Below are 18,959 nucleotides of genomic sequence, written 5' to 3'. Positions count from 1 at the left end.
GTCGCGACAGTGGCGGCTGCGCGTCGGACGAACTCATGCAACGCTCCGATACAGATGGTGCTTGGAGATGTACTGGACGACGCCGTCGGGGACCAAGTACCACACGGGGAACCCGCGCCTGACCCGGTCGCGGCAGTCGGTGGACGATATCGCCAGCGCGGGGACTTCGAGCAAGCTTACGTCGCGTTCCGGCAGCCCGGTGATGCTCAGGTCGTGACCCGGGCGTGTGACCGCGACGAAGTGCGCGAGGTCCCAGAGACCATCGTGGTCCTTCCAGTCGAGGATCTGCTGAACGGCGTCTGCGCCCGAGATGAAGACGAGCTGCGCGTCCGGTCGCTGTTCGTGCAGGTCACGGAGCGTGTCGACCGTGTACGTCGGCCCCGGGCGGTCGATGTCCACACGACTCACGGTGAACATCGGGTTGGACGCGGTGGCCACGACCGTCATGAGGTACCGGTGCTCGGCGTCCGTCACGTCGGACTTCATGTACGGCTGACCGGTCGGGACGAAGACGACCTCGTCGAGGTCGAAGGCGCGCGCGACCTCCGACGCCGCCACGAGGTGTCCGTGGTGGATCGGGTCGAACGTGCCGCCCATCACGCCGATGCGTGGGCGCCCCGTGCTCTCGAGCATCGAGCCGGGGGTCAGTGCTTGGTGTGACCGAACTCGTCGACACCCGTCTCGTCGTGGCGGGTGGCCTCGAACTTGTGCGAGTGACGGTACGCGACGTCGCGGAAGCTCCAGGTGACGAAGCCGAGGAACGTGAAGAACAGCGCCCCGCAGAGCGGGAACACGAACGCGGGCACCCCGGAGGAGGTCTCTGCAGCTGCAGCGAGGAAGGTCATCGGTCCGGTGCTCCGTTCGGTCGGGTGGGAAGACGCCGCTCAGTCTAGCCGCGGATCTGTCCCTGGCCGCGCACGATCCACTTGGTGCTCGTGAGCTCGGGCAGGCCCATCGGCCCGCGAGCGTGCAGTTTCTGGGTGGAGATCCCGACCTCGGCGCCGAAGCCGAACTCCCCGCCGTCGGTGAACCGCGTCGAGGCGTTGACCATCACCACGGCCGAGTCGACCTCGGCGAGGAAGCGCTCGGCAGTGTCGACGTCGTCGGTCACGATCGACTCGGTGTGGTGCGTCGACCACCGCGCGATGTGCGCCATCGCCTCGTCGACGTCGGCGACGACCCGGATCGACAGGTCGAGGTCCATCGACTCGGTCGCCCAGTCAGCCTCGGTCGCCCGGAGGACACCGGGCACGATCGTCCGCGTGGCGTCGTCACCGCGGAGCGTGACCCCAGCGGCACGGAGTCGGTCGGCCAGCACGGGCAGCAGTCGATCGGCCGCTCGCTCGTGCACGAGCAGGGTCTCGAGCGCGTTGCACACGCTGGGGCGCTGCACCTTGCTGTTCAGGACGATGTCCACCGCGCGGCCCTCGGGTGCCGAGGCGTCGAGGAACACGTGCACCACCCCGGCGCCGGTCTCGATCACGGGGACGGTCGACTCGGTGACGACGGTCTGGATGAGCGACGCGCTGCCCCGGGGCACGAGCACGTCGACGAGCCCCCGTGCGCGCATCAGTTCGGTGGCGCCGGGCCGCCCGAACTCGTCGATCGTCTGGACCAGGTCGGCGGGCAGCCCCACCGACGACACGGCCTGCCGGATGCGCTCGACCAGGACCGCGTTCGTCCGGAGCGCCGCCGAACCGCCACGGAGCACGACCGCGTTGCCGCTCTTCAGCGCGAGCGCCGCGATGTCGACCGTCACGTTCGGTCGGGCCTCGTAGATCGCGCCGACGACACCGAACGGCACGCGGACCTGGGACAGCTGCAGCCCGTTCGGGAGCCGCGACCCGCGGACCTGCTCCCCCACCGGGTCGGTCAGCCCGACGACGTGCTCGACCGCGGCGGCCAGCGCCTCGATGCGGTCCGGGTCGAGCCGGAGCCGGTCGAGCAGGCCCGACGACAGCCCGTCCGCCTCGCCCGCCACGAGGTCGCCGTGGTTCGCCGCGACGATGTCCGCCGTCCCGGCACGGAGCGCCTCCGCGACCGCGCGCAGCGCGCGGTCCTTGACCGAGGTCGTCGCGGTCGCGAGCGCCGACGACGCGGCGCGGGCGGCGACGAGCTTGTCGGTCAGGGTCGGGGCGGCTGCGGTCAGCGACATGGGACGATCGTAGTGCGGCCCCTGCCCCCGTGACACGCCGGTGACGGGACCCGTCACGCCGGTGACGGGACCCGTCACGCCGGGGGTGACCCGCGCCTCCCGTCCGGTCTGCCCGATCGACGCCGGGCCGGACCGACCTACGGACGCGGCCCCGCGTGGAACCACGTGCCGACCTGCTCGCCGGACAGCGCCCGGTCGACGAGCGCCGTCGCCGTCACGAGGACGGCGGTCCCGGCCTCGGCCGCGAGCCGCGCAGCGGCGACCTTCGTCCCCGCTCCACCGGTGCCCACGCCGGCCTTGCCGATCGAGCCGAAGGTCACTCCGGCGAGTTCGTCGCCGAACGGGACCTCGTCGATCGGCTCGGCGTCGGGGTGCTCCGGCGGACGCGTGTAGAGCGACTCGACGTCCGACAGCAGCACCAGGGCCTCCGCACCGAGCAGGCGGGCGACGAGCGCCGCGAGCCGGTCGTTGTCGCCGAACCGGATCTCGTGGGTCGCGACGGTGTCGTTCTCGTTCACGATCGGCAGCACCCGGAGCGCGAGGAGCCGGTCCACGGCCCGCTGCGCGTTCACCCGGTGGGTGGGGTTCTGCAGGTCACCCGCGGTGAGCAGGATCTGCGCCGCGATCACCCCGTGCCGGTCGAGTTCCTTCTGGTACCGGAACATCAGCACGTTCTGCCCGGTCGCCGCCGCGGCCTGCTGGGTCGCGAGGTCGTCGGGGCGTCCTTCGAGCCCGAGGAACGGGAAGCCGGTGGCGATGGCGCCGGAGGACACCAGCACCACCTCGGTCCCGCGGGCGTGCGCCGCGGCCAGGGCGTCGACCAGGGCGGCGATCTGCGCCGTGTTCTCCCCGCTGACCGAGGACGACCCGACCTTCACCACGAGACGCCGCGCACGCGGGATGTCCTGCCGCCCGGCGACGGGGCCGAGGTCGGTGCGCGCGGTCGTTTCGGTCATACCGGGATCAGTCCTCGTCGTCGTCGGCCCAGAGACCCGAGACGCGCTCCTGCTCGAGCTCGGCGCGGGCGGCGGCCTTGGCGTCCATGCGCTCGAAGTACTCCTCGCGCCGTTCGTTGCGGGTCGGCCGCGAGGAACCACCGACGCGGGCGTCGGTGCCGCGGGCACTCGTGATGAGCTCCGCGGTCGAGGTGAGCGTCGGCTCCCAGTCGAACACCATGCCGCCGTCGCCACCGATGACCACGGTGGACCCGGCGACGGCACCGGCCTTGAACAGGCCGTCCTCGACACCGAGCTTCGCGAGCCGGTCGGCCAGGTAGCCGATCGCCTCTTCGTTGGTGAAGTCCGTCTGCACGACCCAGCGCTCCGGCTTCGCGCCGCGGACGCGGTAGAAGCGGTGCTCCTCGCCGCCCTCCGCACGCACGGTGAAGGGCTTCTCGTCGACGGCCTTCGGGCGGAGCACGATGCGCTCCTGCTCGGGCGCGGCCGGACGGGCGGCACGGGCCTGCTCGACGACGTCGGCCAGCGCGAACGTCAGCTCGCGGAGCCCGGCGCGGGAGGCCGTGGAGATCGGGAACACGCGGTAGCCGCGGCCCTCGAGCTCGGCGGTCACGAACTCCGCCAGCTCGGCGGCCTCGGGCACGTCGACCTTGTTCAGCGCGACGAGCTGCGGACGCTCGAGCAGGGGTGTCTGCCCCTCCGGCACCGGGTAGCGCTCGAGCTCGCCGAGGATGACGTCGAGGTCGCTGATCGGGTCGCGGCCCGGGTCGAGCGTCGCGCAGTCGATGACGTGCAGGAGCGCCTCGCAGCGCTCGACGTGGCGGAGGAACTCGAGACCGAGGCCCTTGCCCTCCGAGGCACCCTCGATCAGGCCGGGGACGTCGGCGACCGTGAAGCGGGACTCCCCCGACTCGACGACGCCGAGGTTCGGCACGAGCGTGGTGAACGGGTAGTCCGCGATCTTCGGCTTCGCGGCGGAGATCGCGGCGATGAGCGAGGACTTGCCGGCACTCGGGAACCCGACCAGGGCCACGTCGGCGATGGTCTTCAGCTCGAGGCTGACGTCGCCCTCCCACCCGGGGGTGCCGAGGAGCGCGAAGCCCGGGGCCTTGCGCTTCGTGGTCGCGAGCGCGGCGTTGCCGAGACCGCCCTGACCGCCGGGGGCCACGACGACGCGCATGCCCGGCTCGGTCATGTCGGCGAGCACCTCGCCGTCCTCGTCGTGCACGACGGTGCCGATCGGGACGGGGAGCTCGAGCGTCTCGCCGCTCACACCGCTGCGCATGTCGCCCATGCCGGGCTGGCCGTTCCTCGAGGAACGGTGCGGCGAGCGGTGGTAGCCGAGCAGGGTCGTCACCTGCGGGTCGGCGACGAGGACGATGTCGCCACCGTCACCACCGTTGCCGCCGTCGGGTCCGGCGAGGGGCTTGAACTTCTCACGGCGGACCGACACGCAGCCGTTGCCACCGTTGCCCGCGCTGAGGTGCAGGGTCACTCGGTCGACGAAGGTCGCCATGGGTCCACTCCTAGGTACTGCAGAACGAAGAACGGGAGGGGCGGGCACGTGGCCCGCCCCTCCCGCAGAGTCAGATCGTCGCGGTGTTACGCGTTGACGATGTTGACGACCTTGCGGCCGCCCTTGGTGCCGAACTCGACCGCACCGGCCGAGAGGGCGAACAGCGTGTCGTCGCCACCGCGGCCGACGTTGGCGCCCGGGTGGAAGTGGGTGCCACGCTGGCGCAGGATGATCTCGCCGGCGTTGACGACCTGTCCACCGAAGCGCTTCACGCCGAGGCGCTGCGCGTTCGAGTCACGACCGTTGCGAGTGGAGCTCGCACCCTTCTTGTGTGCCATCTTCTACTCCCGCCTTACGCGATCGAGGTGATCTTGACGCGGGTGAGCTCAGCGCGGAAGCCCTGGCGCTTCTTGTACCCGGTCTTGTTCTTGAACTTCTGGATGACGACCTTCGGACCGCGGAGGTCCTCGAGCACCTCGGCGGTGACGGTCACGTTGGCGAGCTCGGAAGCCGCCGAGGTGATCTTGTCACCGTCCACGAGGAGCACCGGGGCGAGGTCGATGTTGCCCTTGTCGTCGGCCTTGGCACGGTCGATCGTGAGGATCGTGCCGACCTCGACCTTCTCCTGACGGCCGCCGGCGCGCACTACTGCGTAAACCACGTGGAAATCCTTACGTACTCTGCTTGAGGGAAGTCTCGGGTGCCCACTTCTGCACGAGCGGCTCCCGGTAGGCCGGGCCCGATCGGCGACGCAGGCAGAACGGCCCGCTGACACCAGGGATCGAGTTTACTCGATGCCCACGGGTCCGGTCAAACGGCGACACACGTACGATGGCACGCGTGACCGTGTTGATCGACCCGCCGACGTGGCCCGCCCACGACACCGTCTGGTCGCACCTCGTCAGTGACGCATCCTACGACGAGTTGCACGCGTTCGCCGAACGGGCCGGGATCCCCCGCCGCGCGTTCGACCACGACCACTACGACGTGCCGCTCGCGCGCTACGACGAGCTCGTCTCGCTGGGGGCGACGGCCGTGACCGGCCGCGAGCTGGTCCTCCGGCTCATCGGGAGCGGCTTGCGGGTCGCGCAGCGGGACAAGCGGGCGCGCTGACGACGGCGGGCTGCGCAGCCCGCGGGGTCGACGGCCTGGAGGCACGACACCGGTCCGGCGCGCAGCGCACCACCGGCGCGACTCGCATCAGCGCTGGTCGGGGCTGCGCTGGTCGGGGCTGCGCTCGTCGGGTCAGCGCGGCGCCGGGGGCGCCCAGCGGCCGTCGGATGCCTGCGGGCCGGGCTGCTGCTGGAGGGGCGGCTGGTACTGCGGCGCCTGCGGCTGGTACTGCGGGTGGTGCGGCTGCGGCTGGTACTGCGGCTGCTGCTGCACGGTCGCCGGGGGTACCGCGTCGGCGGGCCGCACGGTCCCCGGACGCCCGCCGGAGCCCGACAGGGCACGACGGCCACCGCGGGGACGACCGGTCCAGAGCCACGCGACCGTCGCGGTCCCGAGCAGCATGAGCGTGAACGGCACCCCGTTCTGCAGCGGCCCGGTCAGCACGTCGGTGACGAGTCGGACACCGCTGCCGGTCCGCGTCGCCGCGTACAGCCCGGTGAACACGCCGACGAGGGCGAGCGCCACCGTGCCGGCCGCCCCGGCGAGCACGGCCCGCAGGAGCACGGTCGGCAGCGGGCTGCGGCGCGCGATCGGCGTGAGGAACGCCAGCGCCAGGAAGGCCCCGGCGTAGAACGGGAACGGGGACGCGAAGACCCCGGAGACGAAGCTGCCGATCAGGCTCGCCCCGGTGCCGGACGTCGTGAAGGGGTGCACGACGAGCGAGGTCCCGAGGAGCCCGAAGACCCCCGAGACGAACTCGACGACCACGATCGAGACGACCGCGATGAGCGCGCCCGTGGTGTTCGCGAGCGAGGCCCCTGGTGCGAAGGCCCGACGCGGGTCGGCCTCGGCGCGGTCCCGGGGTCCCCGGGCGGGCGGCAGCGGCGGGACGTACCCGCCCTGCGGCGCCGGGGCCGACGGTGCGGGCTGCTGCCAGCCCGCACCGTAGTACCCGCGGTCCTGCTGCCCGCTCGGCTCCCCCGGTCCCGTCACGTCAGTTCCCCACGATCACGGAGCCGTCGTCGCCGTCCGTGCCGTCGTCCTTCGTCGCCGGTGCGCTGATGCTCGGCGAGGACACCCGGCGCGAGCGCGAGCGGCCCTGGCCGGGCTGCTTCGGCTCCGGGAGCGCCTGCAGCACGGAGTCGAGCAGGGACTCGGCGTCGCCGGAGACCGGGCGGGGAGCGCGCTGGGTCACCGCGACCGGGATGTCCAGGATCGCGACGGTGTTCTCCGTCGGCGTCACCGGCGCGCTCGAGCTGACGCGGCGGCGAGCAGGGGCCTTGGCCTTCGGCTCCGTCGTGGCAGGTTCCGCCATGACGGGCTCGGACACAGCAGGCGCGGCGGCCGGATCCTGGGTCGCAGCGGGCGCCTCGGCGGAGGCGTCCGTGCTGCTCGACTCGGTGCTGCTCGACTCGGTGGTCGTCGACTCGGTCTGCGCCGAGCCACCGTTGCCACCGCGGCCACCGCGGCGACGACGACGCTTGCCCGAGGGCTGGTCGCCGTTCCGCTGCTCGGACTCCTCCGGAGCCGAGGCGGGCGTCGCGGTCGAGACGGGCGACAGCGGGGTCTCCGACGCGGCGCCCGGCGTCGCGGCACCGTGCGCCGGGGCGGCGATGCCGGTCAGCGGCTCGTCGTGCGGGAGCGTCGAGGCAGCGATCCGCGAGAGGGCGTTCTTGACGTCCTCGGTGATCTGGTGCGCCTGCGACGCGTGCGACGAGCCGGTGCCGGACGAGGAACCGCCGCCGTTCGACCCGTTGCCGCCGTTCGACCCGCCACCGTTGCCGCCGGTGGAGCCGTTGCCCGAACCGCTGCGGCTCTTGCGACGGCCCTTGGTCGGCCCCGGGTCGGCGTTGTTGTCGTTGACCTTGGCGTTGACCTCGTCGAGGGACTCGCGGAGCCCGACGCCGATCTTCTTGCGGGTCATCTGCACGAGGCCGAGCGAGGTGACCTCGGCGACCTGGTGCTTCGTCCGGTCGCGGCTCAGGCACTCGACGAGTCGACGGAGCACCAGGTCGCGGTTCGACTCGAGCACCATGTCGATGAAGTCGATGACGATGATGCCGCCGATGTCCCGCAGGCGGAGCTGCCGGACGATCTCCTCGGCTGCCTCGAGGTTGTTCTTCGTGACGGTCTCCTCGAGGTTGCCGCCGGAGCCGACGAACTTCCCCGTGTTGACGTCGACGACCGTCATCGCCTCGGTGCGGTCGATCACGAGCGATCCACCGGAGGGCAGCCACACCTTGCGGTCGAGGGCCTTCTCGATCTGCTCGTTCAGGCGGTACTCCTCGAAGGAGTCCGGGCCGTCGTAGACCTCGACGCGGTCCTTGAGGTCCGGGGCGACGGCGTCGAGGTACTCCTCGATCGTGCCGCGCGCGGCGTCGCCGTCGATGATCAGCTTCGTGAAGTCCTCGTTGAAGACGTCGCGGACGATCTTCACGAGCAGGTCCGGCTCCGAGTGCAGCATCACGGGCGCGTGGCCGGCGGCGACCTTCTTCTGGATCGCCTCCCACTGGCTCGTCAGGCGCTGCACGTCGCGGGTCAGCTGCTCCTCGGTCGCGCCCTCAGCCGCGGTGCGGACGATGACGCCGGCGCGCTCGGGGAGGATCTCCTTGAGGATCTTCTTCAGCCGGGCACGCTCGGTGTCCGGGAGCTTGCGGGAGATGCCGTTCATCGAGCCGTTCGGCACGTACACCAGGTACCGACCCGGCAGCGAGACCTGGCTCGTCAGACGGGCGCCCTTGTGGCCGACCGGGTCCTTCGTGACCTGCACGAGCACCTTGTCGCCCGGCTTGAGCGCGGCCTCGATGCGACGGCCGTGGTTGCCGGTGTCCACCGACGCCCAGTCGACCTCGCCCGCGTAGAGCACGGCGTTCCGGCCGCGGCCGATGTCGACGAAGGCAGCCTCCATCGAGGGCAGCACGTTCTGCACCTTGCCCAGGTACACGTTGCCGATGAGCGACACGTTGTGCGACTTCGTCACGTAGTGCTCGGCGAGGATGCCGTCCTCGAGCACGCCGATCTCGATCTTCGACGAGCTCGACCGGACGATCATCTGCCGGTCGACGCTCTCGCGACGGGCGAGGAACTCGTCCTCGGTCACGACCGTGCGGCGACGGCCGGCGTCACGCCCGTCGCGGCGGCGCTGCTTCTTCGCCTCGAGTCGGGTGGAGCCCTTGATGCGCTGCGGCTCGGTGATGAGCTCGGGCTCGCGACGACGCGGCTCGAGGTGGTCGCGCGGTCCGCGCTGCTCGCGGTCGGCGCTGGTGCCGCGGCGACGCGACCGGCGCCGACCGGCGCCCTGCTCGTCGTCCTCGTCGTAGCGGTCGTCCTGGGCGGAGCGCGCGGGCAGCTCCGGCAGGACCGGCGCGTGGAAGATCAGGCTGAGGGTGCTCGTCGCCTTCGGGACGACGACCTCCGGGGCGGGCTCCGGGGTCGGCTCGCCGCCCTCGGGCTCGTCGGACCACGGGAGGGAGGCACGGGGCGCGTCCGTCTCGCCGGTCGCCGCGGCGGCGCTCGGCTCCGCGACCGTCGCAGCGTCGGTGCCCGACGCCGGGGCGCCCGGCTCCTCGGTGCTCGTCTCCTCGGTGCCCGACTCCCCGGTGCCCGTCTCCTCGCGCTGCTCAACGACGGGCAGGTCACCCGTCACCGTCGAGACGGCCTCCGGGGTGTCCGAGCCGCCCGCGACCGGGGCGACCTCGACCGGCACCGCGGTGCCGTCGACGTCCACGGTGGTGACCGGCGAGGCAGCGTCGGCCGTCTCGTCCGTCAGCGCGACCATCTCGTCGACGTCCGTCGTCTGGTCGACGTCACCACGGGCCTCCTGGCCGGTCGAGCGGGCGCGACGCCCGCCGAACAGGCGACCACGACGCTTCGGGGTGGTGTCTTCGTTGTTCGTGTTGTCGGTGTTCTGCTCCACCATGTCCTGGTGCACTCCTTGACCCCGCTCGCGCCCTGACGGGCGGCGGGAACTCTGTCCGCGACCGCTGTGGCCGCGGGAACTCTTCGGTTGTGACGGGCGGCGTCCACGCCCCCGTCGTCGTGCTCTCGTGACCGGTGTGCGCCGTCTTCAGGTCGTCCGCGACCGATCCGTGTCGGGCACCCGGCCCGTGCGGCTCGGCGTCGGAGTGACGCACGTCCGACCACGGTGCGCTCTCACCGCACCTGATCGTCCGGGCTGGGCCCGGAAAGCTCTGCTCGCCGCGCAGCGGACCACGCGACCTCGTCATTGTCGCACGCCCTGCCAGGGAAGGGCCGGAACCGGCGTGCGAAGATGACGCCGTGAGCACGAGCGCAACCACGCCCCGCCGCCCGATCGCCATGGGGATCTTCCTGCTGGTGACCGGGCTGGTCGGCCTCTACGCGTCCTTCTCCCTGGTCCTCGACGAGTTCGCGAAGTACGAGAACCCGACGAAGGCACTCAGCTGTGACGTCAGCCCGTTCGTCAACTGCTCCCAGGTCATGACGAGCTGGCAGGGTCACCTCCTCGGCTTCCCGAACCCCTTGCTCGGCGTCATGGGCTTCGTGGCCCCGGTGGCCGTCGGAGTGATGCTCCTCGCCGGTGCGCAGAACGGTCGTCGGTGGTTCTGGGTCGCGTTCAACACCGGCGTCTTCCTCGCCTGGGTCTTCGTGACGTGGCTGTTCACCCAGACCGTGTGGGTGATCGGCTACCTCTGCCCATGGTGCCTGCTGGTCTGGTCGATGACCATCCCGATGTTCTGGGTGTTCACGATCTGGAACGCGGCGCAGGGGCGCTTCGGCGCCGGGCTCCAGCGGGTCGGTCGGACGCTGCTGCCCTACTCGTGGGCGTTCGTGCTGGCGAACTACGCCGTGATCGTCGTGTCGATCCTGATCATGTTCCCGCGCGTGCTCGCCACTCTCTGAGTCCTCAGGGCGGACCGCCCTCGGCCGCTTCCGACCACGACTCCCACAACCTCGCCGCCGGTTCCAGTTGTGGCGTGCAACTACGACGCGCTACGGTCGCCCTGAGGCGTCCGTGCAAGAGGCCGAAGGGGGCTCGGGGACGCCCGATGGAGGGAAACACGATGATGAAGAAGATGCGCGCACGACGGATCCTGACCGCCGCGTTGATCGGATGTGCGCTCGTGGGGGGCTCCGTTGCGATGGCTGCCCCGGCGTCGGCTGCCGCGAAGGGGTGCCAGAACGCAGCGTGGACGCCGCTGGATGGCTACGCGAGCGCGACGTGCTGGAACATGACGAGCATGAAGTTCACCGCACACTGCGATGGGTGGGTCGGCTTCCCGTCCTGGACGAAGTCCAGCCCGGCGATCGCTGTCGGGACCGGGAAGAGCGTCATCTACAAGTTCCCGAAGTGCCTGTCGACGGGTTGGATCAAGGCGGGACCGGCGTGATCTCGATCGCGTGAACGTGGTCGGACCAGTGTGAGGGCAGGGCCCCGTTCCCGAGGGAACGGGGCCCTTCTGGCTGCTCAGGCAGCCACTGGCTACTTCGCTGCGGACTCGATCGCGGTCATGACGTCGGTCAGGTTGTCGAGGCGCTTGCCGTCCACCACGATGGTCGGCGTGCCGAAGCCCTGGGCACCTTGCAGGGAGGTGTCCGCAAGCACGACGTTCGTGGTCTTCGTGACCCAGCCCTTGAAGGACTCGTCGGCGACGCACGACGCCACCTGGGAGGAGGTCGCTCCGCCGGCCTTGACGAGGTCCTCGATCTCGGTGTTCGTCAGGCCCTTCGTGCCCTCCTCCGGCTGCTTGTCGAAGAACTGCGTCTGCACGTCCAGGAACTTGTCCGGCTCGTAGTTCGCGACGCACATCGCGGCGTTCGCGGCACGGCTGGCGTACCGGGAGCCGGCGTAACTGTGGTCGAGGATCGACACGGGGTGGATCGCGAGCGTGACCTCGCCGGACTTCACCTTGTCCAGGATCTGGTCGGCGTAGGCGCCCTCGAATTGCTTGCAGATCGGGCAGGCCCAGTCGACGTACTCGGTGACCTGCACGGAGCCGTCGACGCCCTTGGTCGGCACGGCGGACTCGGTCCCCGAGGCGCTGACGGCCTTCGAGGTCACCGGGGTGACCTCGCCGTTCTGCCCGGTGAACTGGATCGCACCGGTCGCCATGTTCTTCGGGCCAGCGGCCGAGGTGGTCCCGCCGCTGTTCACGTTCACCACGACGATCGCGATGATCGCCGCGACGGCCACGATGCCCAGGCCGATGCCGCCCTGCAGGAACCACTTGTTCCGGCGCTTGCGGCGCTTCTCGGCCTCGGCGCGCTCCCGGGCGACCTCGCGGGCGTGCTGCCGGCGTTCGTTCTTGGTCGGTCGGTCGTTGTTCGTCATCGCTTCGATGTCCTGTCGGGCCGGAGGATCAGGCGAACCAGAGGGCGAGCTCGCGCGCGGCGGACTCGGGCGAGTCGGAGCCGTGCACCAGGTTCTGCTGGACCTTCAGGCCCCAGTCGCGGCCGAGGTCGCCACGGATGGTGCCGGGAGCGGCGGTCGTCGGGTCGGTGGTGCCGGCGAGCGAGCGGAAGCCCTGGATCACCGCGTTGCCGCCGACGCGCACGGCGACGACCGGCCCGGACTGCATGAACTCGACGAGGGGCTCGAAGAACGGCTTGCCCTGGTGCTCCTCGTAGTGGGCGTCGAGCAGGTCGCGCGGCGCGGTCAGCATCTTCAGGTCGACGATCTCGTAGCCCTTGGCCTCGATGCGCCGGAGGATCTCTCCGGTGAGCTGGCGGGCGACGCCGTCGGGCTTGACGAGGACGAGGGTCTCTTCGAGGTCGGACACGCAGTTGCTCCTAGTGTTCGGTCGCGGGGGTGCTGGTCACTCCTCGCCGAGAGCGGCGCGCCGCGCGGCGTTCTGCCGGTCGAGCTGACCGCCCTTGACGAAGCAGAACACCCACAGCGCCAGGAACACCACGCCCACCGCGTACATGAACGGTTCGATCAGCCCGGTGGCGAGGATGGCCGCCTGCAGCAGCCACCCGAACCATACACCGGCCGACTTGCCCGTCAGGCGTGAGGCAGCTGCGAGGACGATCATCGCCGCGATGCCCCCGCCGAAGGCCGCTAGGGGCGGCAGCGTGCCCTTGCCGTACACGACGAGCATCGGGAAGAAGAACATGATCGCCTCGAGCACGAGGGTGATCGAGAGCAGGCTCTCCTGCGCCCCGCGTTCGCGACGCGGCTTCCGCACCCGGGGCGGTCGACCCGGCCTGGAGGCGCGTGGTGCGTCCGTCATCACCGCTCACCTTCTGCGTGCACCAGGTCCATGACCCGGCCCACCATGACGATCGAACCGGCGACGAGCACGAGCGCGTCCTCGGCGTCCGCCTCGTCCGCGAGGTCTCGGGCCTCGTGCAGGGCCTGTTCGAGCGAGGGCTCGACGACGACGCGGTCCTCACCGACCTCGGCCACGACGATCCGGGCGAAGGCGTCCGCGTCGAGCGCCCGGTCCCCCGGCGGCTGCGTGACGACGAACGTCTGCACGGTGTCCCGGAGCGCGCGGACGAACCCGCGGGCGTCCTTGTCGCCGAGGATGCCCACGACGCCGACGACGTGTCCCGACGGGAACGCCACGGGCAGCGCCTCGGCCAGGGCGCGGGCACCGTGCGGGTTGTGCGCGGCGTCCACGACGACCGTGGGGTCCTGCGCGATCGGCTGGAGTCGGCCGGGGCTCGTCGCGGCGGCCAGGCCCTCGGACAGCACGTCCTCGTCGAGCGCCTGCGACCCGCGGCCGAGGAACTGCTCGACCGCGGCGATCGCGAGCGCCGCGTTGTGCGCCTGGTGCTGGCCGAACATCGGGACGAACAGGTCGTCGTAGCGCCCGGCGACGCCCTGCACGGTGACGAGCTGCCCGCCCACCGCCGGGGTGTCGGACACGACGGAGAACCCGGTGCCCTCGACCGCGAGCGTCGACTCGGTGAGGTCGGCCGCCCGCTCGAGCTCCGCGAGCGCCTCGGGGGTCTGCGCACTCGACACGACAGCGGAGGACGGCTTGATGATGCCCGACTTGGTGCGGGCGATCTCGGCGACGGTGTTGCCGAGCTGCTTCGCGTGGTCGATCGCGATCGGGGCGAACACCGCGACCTGGCTCTGCACGACGTTGGTGGAGTCCCACTCGCCGCCCATGCCGACCTCGATCACGGCGACGTCCACCGGCGCCTCGGCGAAGCACGCCAGGGCGAGGACGGTGAGCGCCTCGAAGAAGGTCAGCGGGAGCTCGCCCTTCGCGGTGAGCTCGGCGTCGGTCATCTCGAGGATCGGGACGATGTCGTCCCAGTTCTCGACGAAGCGGGCCGCCGCGATCGGTTCGCCGTCGACGACGATGCGCTCCCGGATCGACACCAGGTGCGGGCTCGTCATGAGCCCGGTGCGCAGCCCGTGGGCGCGGACGATGCTCTCGGCCATCCGCGCGGTCGAGGTCTTGCCGTTCGTGCCCGTGACGTGGATCACCGGGTACGCCAGGTGCGGGTCGCCGAGGAGCTCGACGGCGCGGCGGGTCGCGTGCAGCCGCCGTTCGGGTGCCTGCTCGCCGACCCGGGCCAGGAGCGCGGCCTCGACACGGCGGACCTCGTCGTCGTCCCCGCCGTAGGGCAGGGGGTCGGCCGGGGACGTGTCGCCCGCGGGTCCGACCGGGATCTCCACGCCGTCGGCGCCGTCTTGGTCGACGCCGTCGTGGTCGTCGTACCGGTCGTCGTCGTACTGGTTGCCGTCGCTCATGCGCGTGCCACCTCCACGGACACCGTCGCTGCGTCGCCGACGGCCGAGCCCGCACCGGGCGCGAACGTCGTCGGGGTCACGGTCACGCTCGTCGACAGGGTCTCCGCCGCGATGAGCTGCTCGTGCGTGCGGACCGCCGCCTCGGCCTCGGTGGAGACCCGGAGCGTCAGGGCGATCCGGTCGCTGACGTCGAGGTCGGCGTCGCGACGGGCCTGCTGCACGGCCCGGACGACGTCGCGCGCCAGGCCCTCGGCCTCGAGCTCGGGGGTCGTCACGGTGTCGAGCACCACGAAGCCGCCGCCGTCGAGGAACGCCACCGCCACGGAGTCGTCCGCGACCGTGAGGTCGAGCGTGTACTCACCCTCGACGAGGTCGACGCCGCCGACGGTGACGCCGGTCTCGGTCGCCACCCAGTCGCCCTTCTTGGCGGCCGGGATCACCTGCTGGACCTGCTTGCCGATGCGCGGACCGGCGGCGCGGGCGTTCACGGTGAGCTTCCGCTCGATGCCGTACCGGCCGAGCGAGGACTCCTCCTGCTCCTCGAGCACGACCCGCTTCACGTTGAGCTCGTCGCGGAGGATGTCCGCGAACGGCTCGACGGCGGCGGGGTCCGGCACGACGAGGGTCAGGGTGGCGAGGGGCAGACGGACGCGCTTGCCGGTGGCCTTGCGGAGCGCGAGGCCCTTCGAGGCGACGTCGCGGACGCGGTCCATGGCGGCGACGAGGGCGTCGTCCGCGGGGAACTCGCCGGCGTCCGGGAAGTCCGTCAGGTGGACGCTGCGTCCGCCGGTCAGGCCCTTCCAGATCTCCTCCGTCACGAGCGGCGCGAGCGGTGCGGCGACGCGGGTCAGCGTCTCGAGCACGGTGTACAGCGTGTCGAACGCGGCGCGGGCCTCGGGCGACGAGTCCGCCCCGAGCCAGAACTTGTCGCGCGAGCGCCGGACGTACCAGTTCGTCAGCACGTCGGCGAAGTCCCGGACGGCCTGGGCAGCGAGCGGGGTGTCGAGCGCGTCGAGGTGCGTCGTGACGTCCTCGACGAGCACGCGGGTCTTCGCGAGCAGGTACCGGTCGAGCACGTCGGTGCTCGCCGTGCTGCGCGAGGCCTGGTACCCCGTCTCCCCCGACGCGTTCGCGTACAGCGTGAAGAAGTAGTACGTCGACCAGAGGGGCAGCAGGAACTCGCGGACGCCCTGGCGGATGCCCTCCTCGGTCACGACGAGGTTGCCGCCGCGGATGACCGACGACGACATGAGGAACCAGCGCATCGCGTCGGCGCCGTCGCGGTCGAAGACCTCCGACACGTCCGGGTAGTTCCGGAGCGACTTCGACATCTTCTGCCCGTCCGAGCCGAGCACGATGCCGTGGCTGATGACGTTGCGGAAGGCCGGGCGGTCGAACAGCGCGGTGGACAGCGCGTGCATGACGTAGAACCAGCCGCGGGTCTGCCCGATGTACTCGACGATGAAGTCCGCGGGACTGTGCGCGTCGAACCACTCGCGGTTCTCGAACGGGTAGTGCACCTGGGCGTACGGCATCGAGCCGGAGTCGAACCACACGTCGAACACGTCGGTGATGCGGCGCATGGTCGACCGCCCGGTCGGGTCGTCGGGGTTCGGCCGGGTGAGCTCGTCGATGAACGGACGGTGCAGGTCGACCTCGCCGTCGGCGTTCGTCGGCAGCCGGCCGAAGTCGCGCTCGAGCTCCTCGAGCGAGCCGTAGACGTCCTGCCGCGGGTACGCCGGGTCGTCGGACACCCACACCGGGATCGGCGTGCCGAAGTAGCGGTTGCGGGAGACCGACCAGTCGATCGCGTTCCCGACCCACTTGCCGAACTGGCCGTCCTTGACGTTGTCCGGCACCCAGTTGATGTCCTGGTTCAGCTCGCCCATGCGATCACGGAACGCCGTGACCCGGACGAACCACGACGAGACCGCCTTGTAGATGAGCGGCTTCCGGCAGCGCCAACAGTGCGGGTAGCTGTGCTCGTACGACGCCTGGCGGAGCAGGCGCCCCATCTCGCGCACGGCCTTCGTCAGCGGCTTGTTCGCGTCGGACCAGAGCATGCCGGCGACCTCGCCGAACTGCGCGGTGAACAGGCCGCCCTCGTCGAGGGAGAGCACGACGGGAATGCCCGCGGCCGCGCAGACCTCCTGGTCGTCGGCGCCGTACGCGGGGGCCTGGTGCACGATGCCCGTGCCCTCGCCCGTCTCGACGTACTCGGCGACGAGGATGCGCCAGGCGTGCTCGTAGCCCTCCTGGTCGGCCAGGAAGTCGAACAGCCGCTCGTACTCGACGCCGTCGAGCTCCGCGCCGACGACCGTGCGCAGCACGGCGGCGAGCGCGTCCTCGGCGCTCTCGTAGCCGAGGTCCTTCGCGTGCGCGGCCACGGTGTCGGACGCGAGCAGGTACCGGGCTGAACCGGCGGGATCGCCGTCAGCCGCGCCTCCAGGCCCTGCCGGCACGACCGCGTAGGCGATCTCGGGTCCGACCGCGAGCGCCGCGTTCGTCGGCAGCGTCCAGGGGGTCGTCGTCCAGGCGAGGGCGCGGACTCCGTCGAGTCCGAGCTCCGTCGCGCGGGTCCCGCGCAGCGGGAACGCGACGGTGACCGACTGGTCCTGGCGCATCTGGTAGACGTCGTCGTCCATGCGGAGCTCGTGGTTGGACAGCGGCGTCTGGTCGTTCCAGCAGTACGGCAGGACGCGGAAGCCCTCGTACGCGAGGCCCTTGTCCCAGAGCTGCTTCCACGCCCACAGGACGCTCTCCATGAAGGTCACGTCGAGGGTCTTGTAGTCGTCCTCGAAGTCGACCCAGCGCGCCTGGCGGGTGACGTACTGCTGCCACTCGTCGGTGTACTGCAGCACGGACTTCTTGGCGGCGGCGTTGAAGACGTCGACGCCCATCGCGTCGATCTCGTGCTTCTCGGTGATGCCGAGCTGGCGCATCGCCTCGAGCTCGGCGGGCAGGCCGTGCGTGTCCCAGCCGAAGCGGCGGTGGACCTGCTTGCCGCGCATGGTCTGGTAGCGCGGGAAGACGTCCTTGGCGTACCCGGTCAGCAGGTGGCCGTAGTGCGGCAGGCCGTTGGCGAAGGGCGGGCCGTCGTAGAACGTCCACTCGGTGCACCCGTCGCGCTGGTCGATCGAGGCCTGGAAGGTGTCGTCGCCCTTCCAGAACGCGAGGATCCCCTGCTCGACGGCGGGGAAGCTCGGCGACGGGTCGACGCCGTCTGCGGGGACGTTGAGGGGGTAGGCCACGAGCTGCTCCTGTGGGTTCGGTTCGTCTCCACGAGGACGGAGCGCGCTCCGCGGTACCACCTCGCTTGCCGGCCGCTGCTCGCGCTGCGACCGACCGCTCGTTCGCCGGATGGGGTGCGGTCCGGTCCGCCCGGTTCTACTGACGGCGGTGGTGCTGCCGCGTTCTGCCGGAGGCTCCCCGGTGATGGCCGGTTCGACGCCTGTGGGGCCGAGTCTACAAGACCGGAGCATGCTGGAGCGATGCCCTCGTCTGAGAAGCAGGACCGGCCCGAGTCCCTGCTCACCGTCGTCATCGCCTTCGCCGCGAACCTGCTCGTCGCGATCGCCAAGACCGTCGCATCCCTGTTGTCCGGCTCCGCGTCGATGACCGCCGAGGCGGCGCACTCGTGGGCGGACACGGGCAACGAGGTGTTCCTGCTCGTCGCCGAGCGGCGCGGGGCGAAGCCGCGGGACGCCCGCCACCCGCTCGGCTACGGCCGTGAGACCTACATCTGGTCGATGTTCGCCGCGTTCGGGTTGTTCACCGCCGGCGCCGTCGTGTCGATCTGGCACGGCATCACGCAGCTCGGGGAGACCGGTCCCGCCGAGGACCTGCTGCTCAACTACCTCGTGCTCGCGGTCGCGTTCGTCCTCGAGGGCACGAGCTTCGTGCAGGCGTTCCGGCAGGCCCACGGCGCCGCGACCAAGCGCCGCGTCCCCGTCCTGCGGCACGTCCTGCAGTCCTCGAACCCCACGCTCCGCGCCGTCTTCGCCGAGGACGCCGCGGCCCTGATCGGCCTCGTCATCGCCTTCCTGGGCGTGTTCCTGCACCAGGTCACGGGCCTGGCGGTCTTCGACGCGATCGGCTCCATCGCGGTCGGCGTGCTGCTCGGCGTCGTCGCGATCGTGCTCATCGAGCGCAACCGTCGGTTCCTGCTCGGCGAGGCCACCTCGCCGGAGCTGGAGGACGCCGTGCTCACCGAGCTGCTCCGCCGCGACGAGGTCGAGCGCGTCACGTACCTGCACCTCGAGTTCGTCGGACCGTCGCGGGTGTTCCTCGTCGCGGCGGTCGACCTCGAGGGCAACGAGGACGAGGAGCACGTCGCGGTCCGGCTGCGCCGGGTGGAGGCCTCGCTCGAGACGAGTCAGTACATCGAGGAGGCGGTGCTCACGCTCAGCATCCCGGGTGACGCGTCGCTCCGGTCACGCGGGGACGGGCAGGTGCCCTCGACGGTGCGCGACGGCACGGTGGAGGACGTCGCGGCCGGGGGCGCGGGCACGTTGCGCACCGAGTGAT

The 18,959-nt window shown here is 71.1% G+C and carries 18 protein-coding genes; 4 read left to right on the top strand and 14 right to left on the bottom strand.

The genetic code is table 11. From position 1 onward, the window contains the following. Positions 1–33 precede the first annotated feature (33 nt). From nadD to rplU, 7 genes are all read right to left on the bottom strand, one after another. Entirely contained in the window at positions 34–633 is a 600-nt protein-coding gene (gene nadD / locus FB462_RS06210) for a nicotinate-nucleotide adenylyltransferase (protein WP_083519913.1), read from the bottom strand. 11 nt (positions 634–644) lie between these two features. Then, positions 645–845 (bottom strand): hypothetical protein, encoded by a 201-nt coding sequence (locus FB462_RS06205; protein WP_058741649.1) that lies wholly within the window; start codon positions 843–845, stop codon positions 645–647. Between the two features lie 44 nt (positions 846–889). Then, the gene (locus FB462_RS06200; protein WP_141860745.1) at positions 890–2,155 is read right to left on the bottom strand and encodes a glutamate-5-semialdehyde dehydrogenase; all 1,266 of its coding nucleotides are present in this window, start codon (positions 2,153–2,155) and stop codon (positions 890–892) included. A gap of 137 nt (positions 2,156–2,292) precedes the next feature. After that, positions 2,293–3,111 (bottom strand): glutamate 5-kinase, encoded by an 819-nt coding sequence (gene proB / locus FB462_RS06195; protein WP_114849071.1) that lies wholly within the window; start codon positions 3,109–3,111, stop codon positions 2,293–2,295. Between the two features lie 7 nt (positions 3,112–3,118). Then, entirely contained in the window at positions 3,119–4,627 is a 1,509-nt protein-coding gene (gene obgE / locus FB462_RS06190; RefSeq protein ID WP_114849070.1) for a GTPase ObgE, read from the bottom strand. Positions 4,628–4,713: 86 nt separating this feature from the next. After that, complete coding sequence (rpmA, locus tag FB462_RS06185) at positions 4,714–4,965, bottom strand: 50S ribosomal protein L27 (RefSeq protein WP_058741646.1); 252 nt, start codon at positions 4,963–4,965, stop codon at positions 4,714–4,716. A gap of 14 nt (positions 4,966–4,979) precedes the next feature. Continuing rightward, the gene (rplU, locus tag FB462_RS06180) at positions 4,980–5,288 is read right to left on the bottom strand and encodes a 50S ribosomal protein L21 (protein ID WP_058741645.1); all 309 of its coding nucleotides are present in this window, start codon (positions 5,286–5,288) and stop codon (positions 4,980–4,982) included. A 179-nt stretch (positions 5,289–5,467) separates the two neighbouring features. Between rplU and FB462_RS06175 the strand changes: the two genes are divergently transcribed. After that, positions 5,468–5,740, top strand: coding sequence for a DUF4031 domain-containing protein (locus FB462_RS06175; RefSeq protein WP_058741654.1), 273 nt, complete (start codon positions 5,468–5,470; stop codon positions 5,738–5,740). A 132-nt stretch (positions 5,741–5,872) separates the two neighbouring features. Here FB462_RS06175 and FB462_RS17245 read toward each other — a convergent pair whose 3' ends face one another. Continuing rightward, positions 5,873–6,733: a hypothetical protein gene (locus FB462_RS17245; RefSeq protein WP_167510029.1), complete on the bottom strand. Its 861-nt coding sequence runs from the start codon at positions 6,731–6,733 to the stop codon at positions 5,873–5,875. 1 nt (position 6,734) lies between these two features. Continuing rightward, a complete protein-coding gene (locus FB462_RS06165) occupies positions 6,735–9,659 on the bottom strand; it encodes an Rne/Rng family ribonuclease (RefSeq protein ID WP_141860743.1) in 2,925 nt (974 codons plus the stop codon). Between the two features lie 359 nt (positions 9,660–10,018). On the opposite strand from FB462_RS06165, the gene FB462_RS06160 reads away from it, so the two are divergent. Beyond that, entirely contained in the window at positions 10,019–10,621 is a 603-nt protein-coding gene (locus tag FB462_RS06160; protein WP_229666834.1) for a vitamin K epoxide reductase family protein, read from the top strand. 338 nt (positions 10,622–10,959) lie between these two features. After that, the gene (locus FB462_RS17240; protein ID WP_167510028.1) at positions 10,960–11,109 is read left to right on the top strand and encodes a hypothetical protein; all 150 of its coding nucleotides are present in this window, start codon (positions 10,960–10,962) and stop codon (positions 11,107–11,109) included. Positions 11,110–11,201: 92 nt separating this feature from the next. Here the strand turns inward: FB462_RS17240 and FB462_RS06155 are convergent, their stop codons facing one another. The 5 genes from FB462_RS06155 to ileS are packed head-to-tail and all read right to left on the bottom strand — an operon-like array spanning position 11,202 to position 17,683. After that, entirely contained in the window at positions 11,202–12,050 is an 849-nt protein-coding gene (locus tag FB462_RS06155; RefSeq protein WP_114849067.1) for a DsbA family protein, read from the bottom strand. 28 nt (positions 12,051–12,078) lie between these two features. Next, on the bottom strand, positions 12,079–12,498 hold the full coding sequence (gene ndk, locus FB462_RS06150) for a nucleoside-diphosphate kinase (protein WP_058741641.1): 420 nt from the start codon (positions 12,496–12,498) through the stop codon (positions 12,079–12,081). A gap of 36 nt (positions 12,499–12,534) precedes the next feature. Further along, positions 12,535–12,951 (bottom strand): DUF4233 domain-containing protein, encoded by a 417-nt coding sequence (locus tag FB462_RS06145; protein WP_083519912.1) that lies wholly within the window; start codon positions 12,949–12,951, stop codon positions 12,535–12,537. Further along, positions 12,951–14,432: a bifunctional folylpolyglutamate synthase/dihydrofolate synthase gene (locus tag FB462_RS06140; RefSeq protein WP_141860741.1), complete on the bottom strand. Its 1,482-nt coding sequence runs from the start codon at positions 14,430–14,432 to the stop codon at positions 12,951–12,953. Before FB462_RS06140 ends, FB462_RS06145 begins: the two co-directional genes overlap by 1 nt. Further along, positions 14,429–17,683, bottom strand: a complete 3,255-nt coding sequence (gene ileS, locus FB462_RS06135; protein WP_141860739.1) for an isoleucine--tRNA ligase — start codon at positions 17,681–17,683, stop codon at positions 14,429–14,431. The genes FB462_RS06140 and ileS overlap by 4 nt, the downstream gene beginning before the upstream one ends. Positions 17,684–17,923: 240 nt before the next feature. On the opposite strand from ileS, the gene FB462_RS06130 reads away from it, so the two are divergent. Next, entirely contained in the window at positions 17,924–18,958 is a 1,035-nt protein-coding gene (locus FB462_RS06130) for a cation diffusion facilitator family transporter (RefSeq protein ID WP_141860738.1), read from the top strand. The last annotated feature ends 1 nt before the right edge of the window (position 18,959 follow it).

The sequence above is a fragment of the Curtobacterium citreum genome (assembly GCF_006715175.1).
GTDB classification, from domain to species: domain Bacteria; phylum Actinomycetota; class Actinomycetes; order Actinomycetales; family Microbacteriaceae; genus Curtobacterium; species Curtobacterium citreum.
Note: the sequence above shows the minus strand (reverse complement) of the source record. Positions and strands in the feature narration are given on the sequence as shown.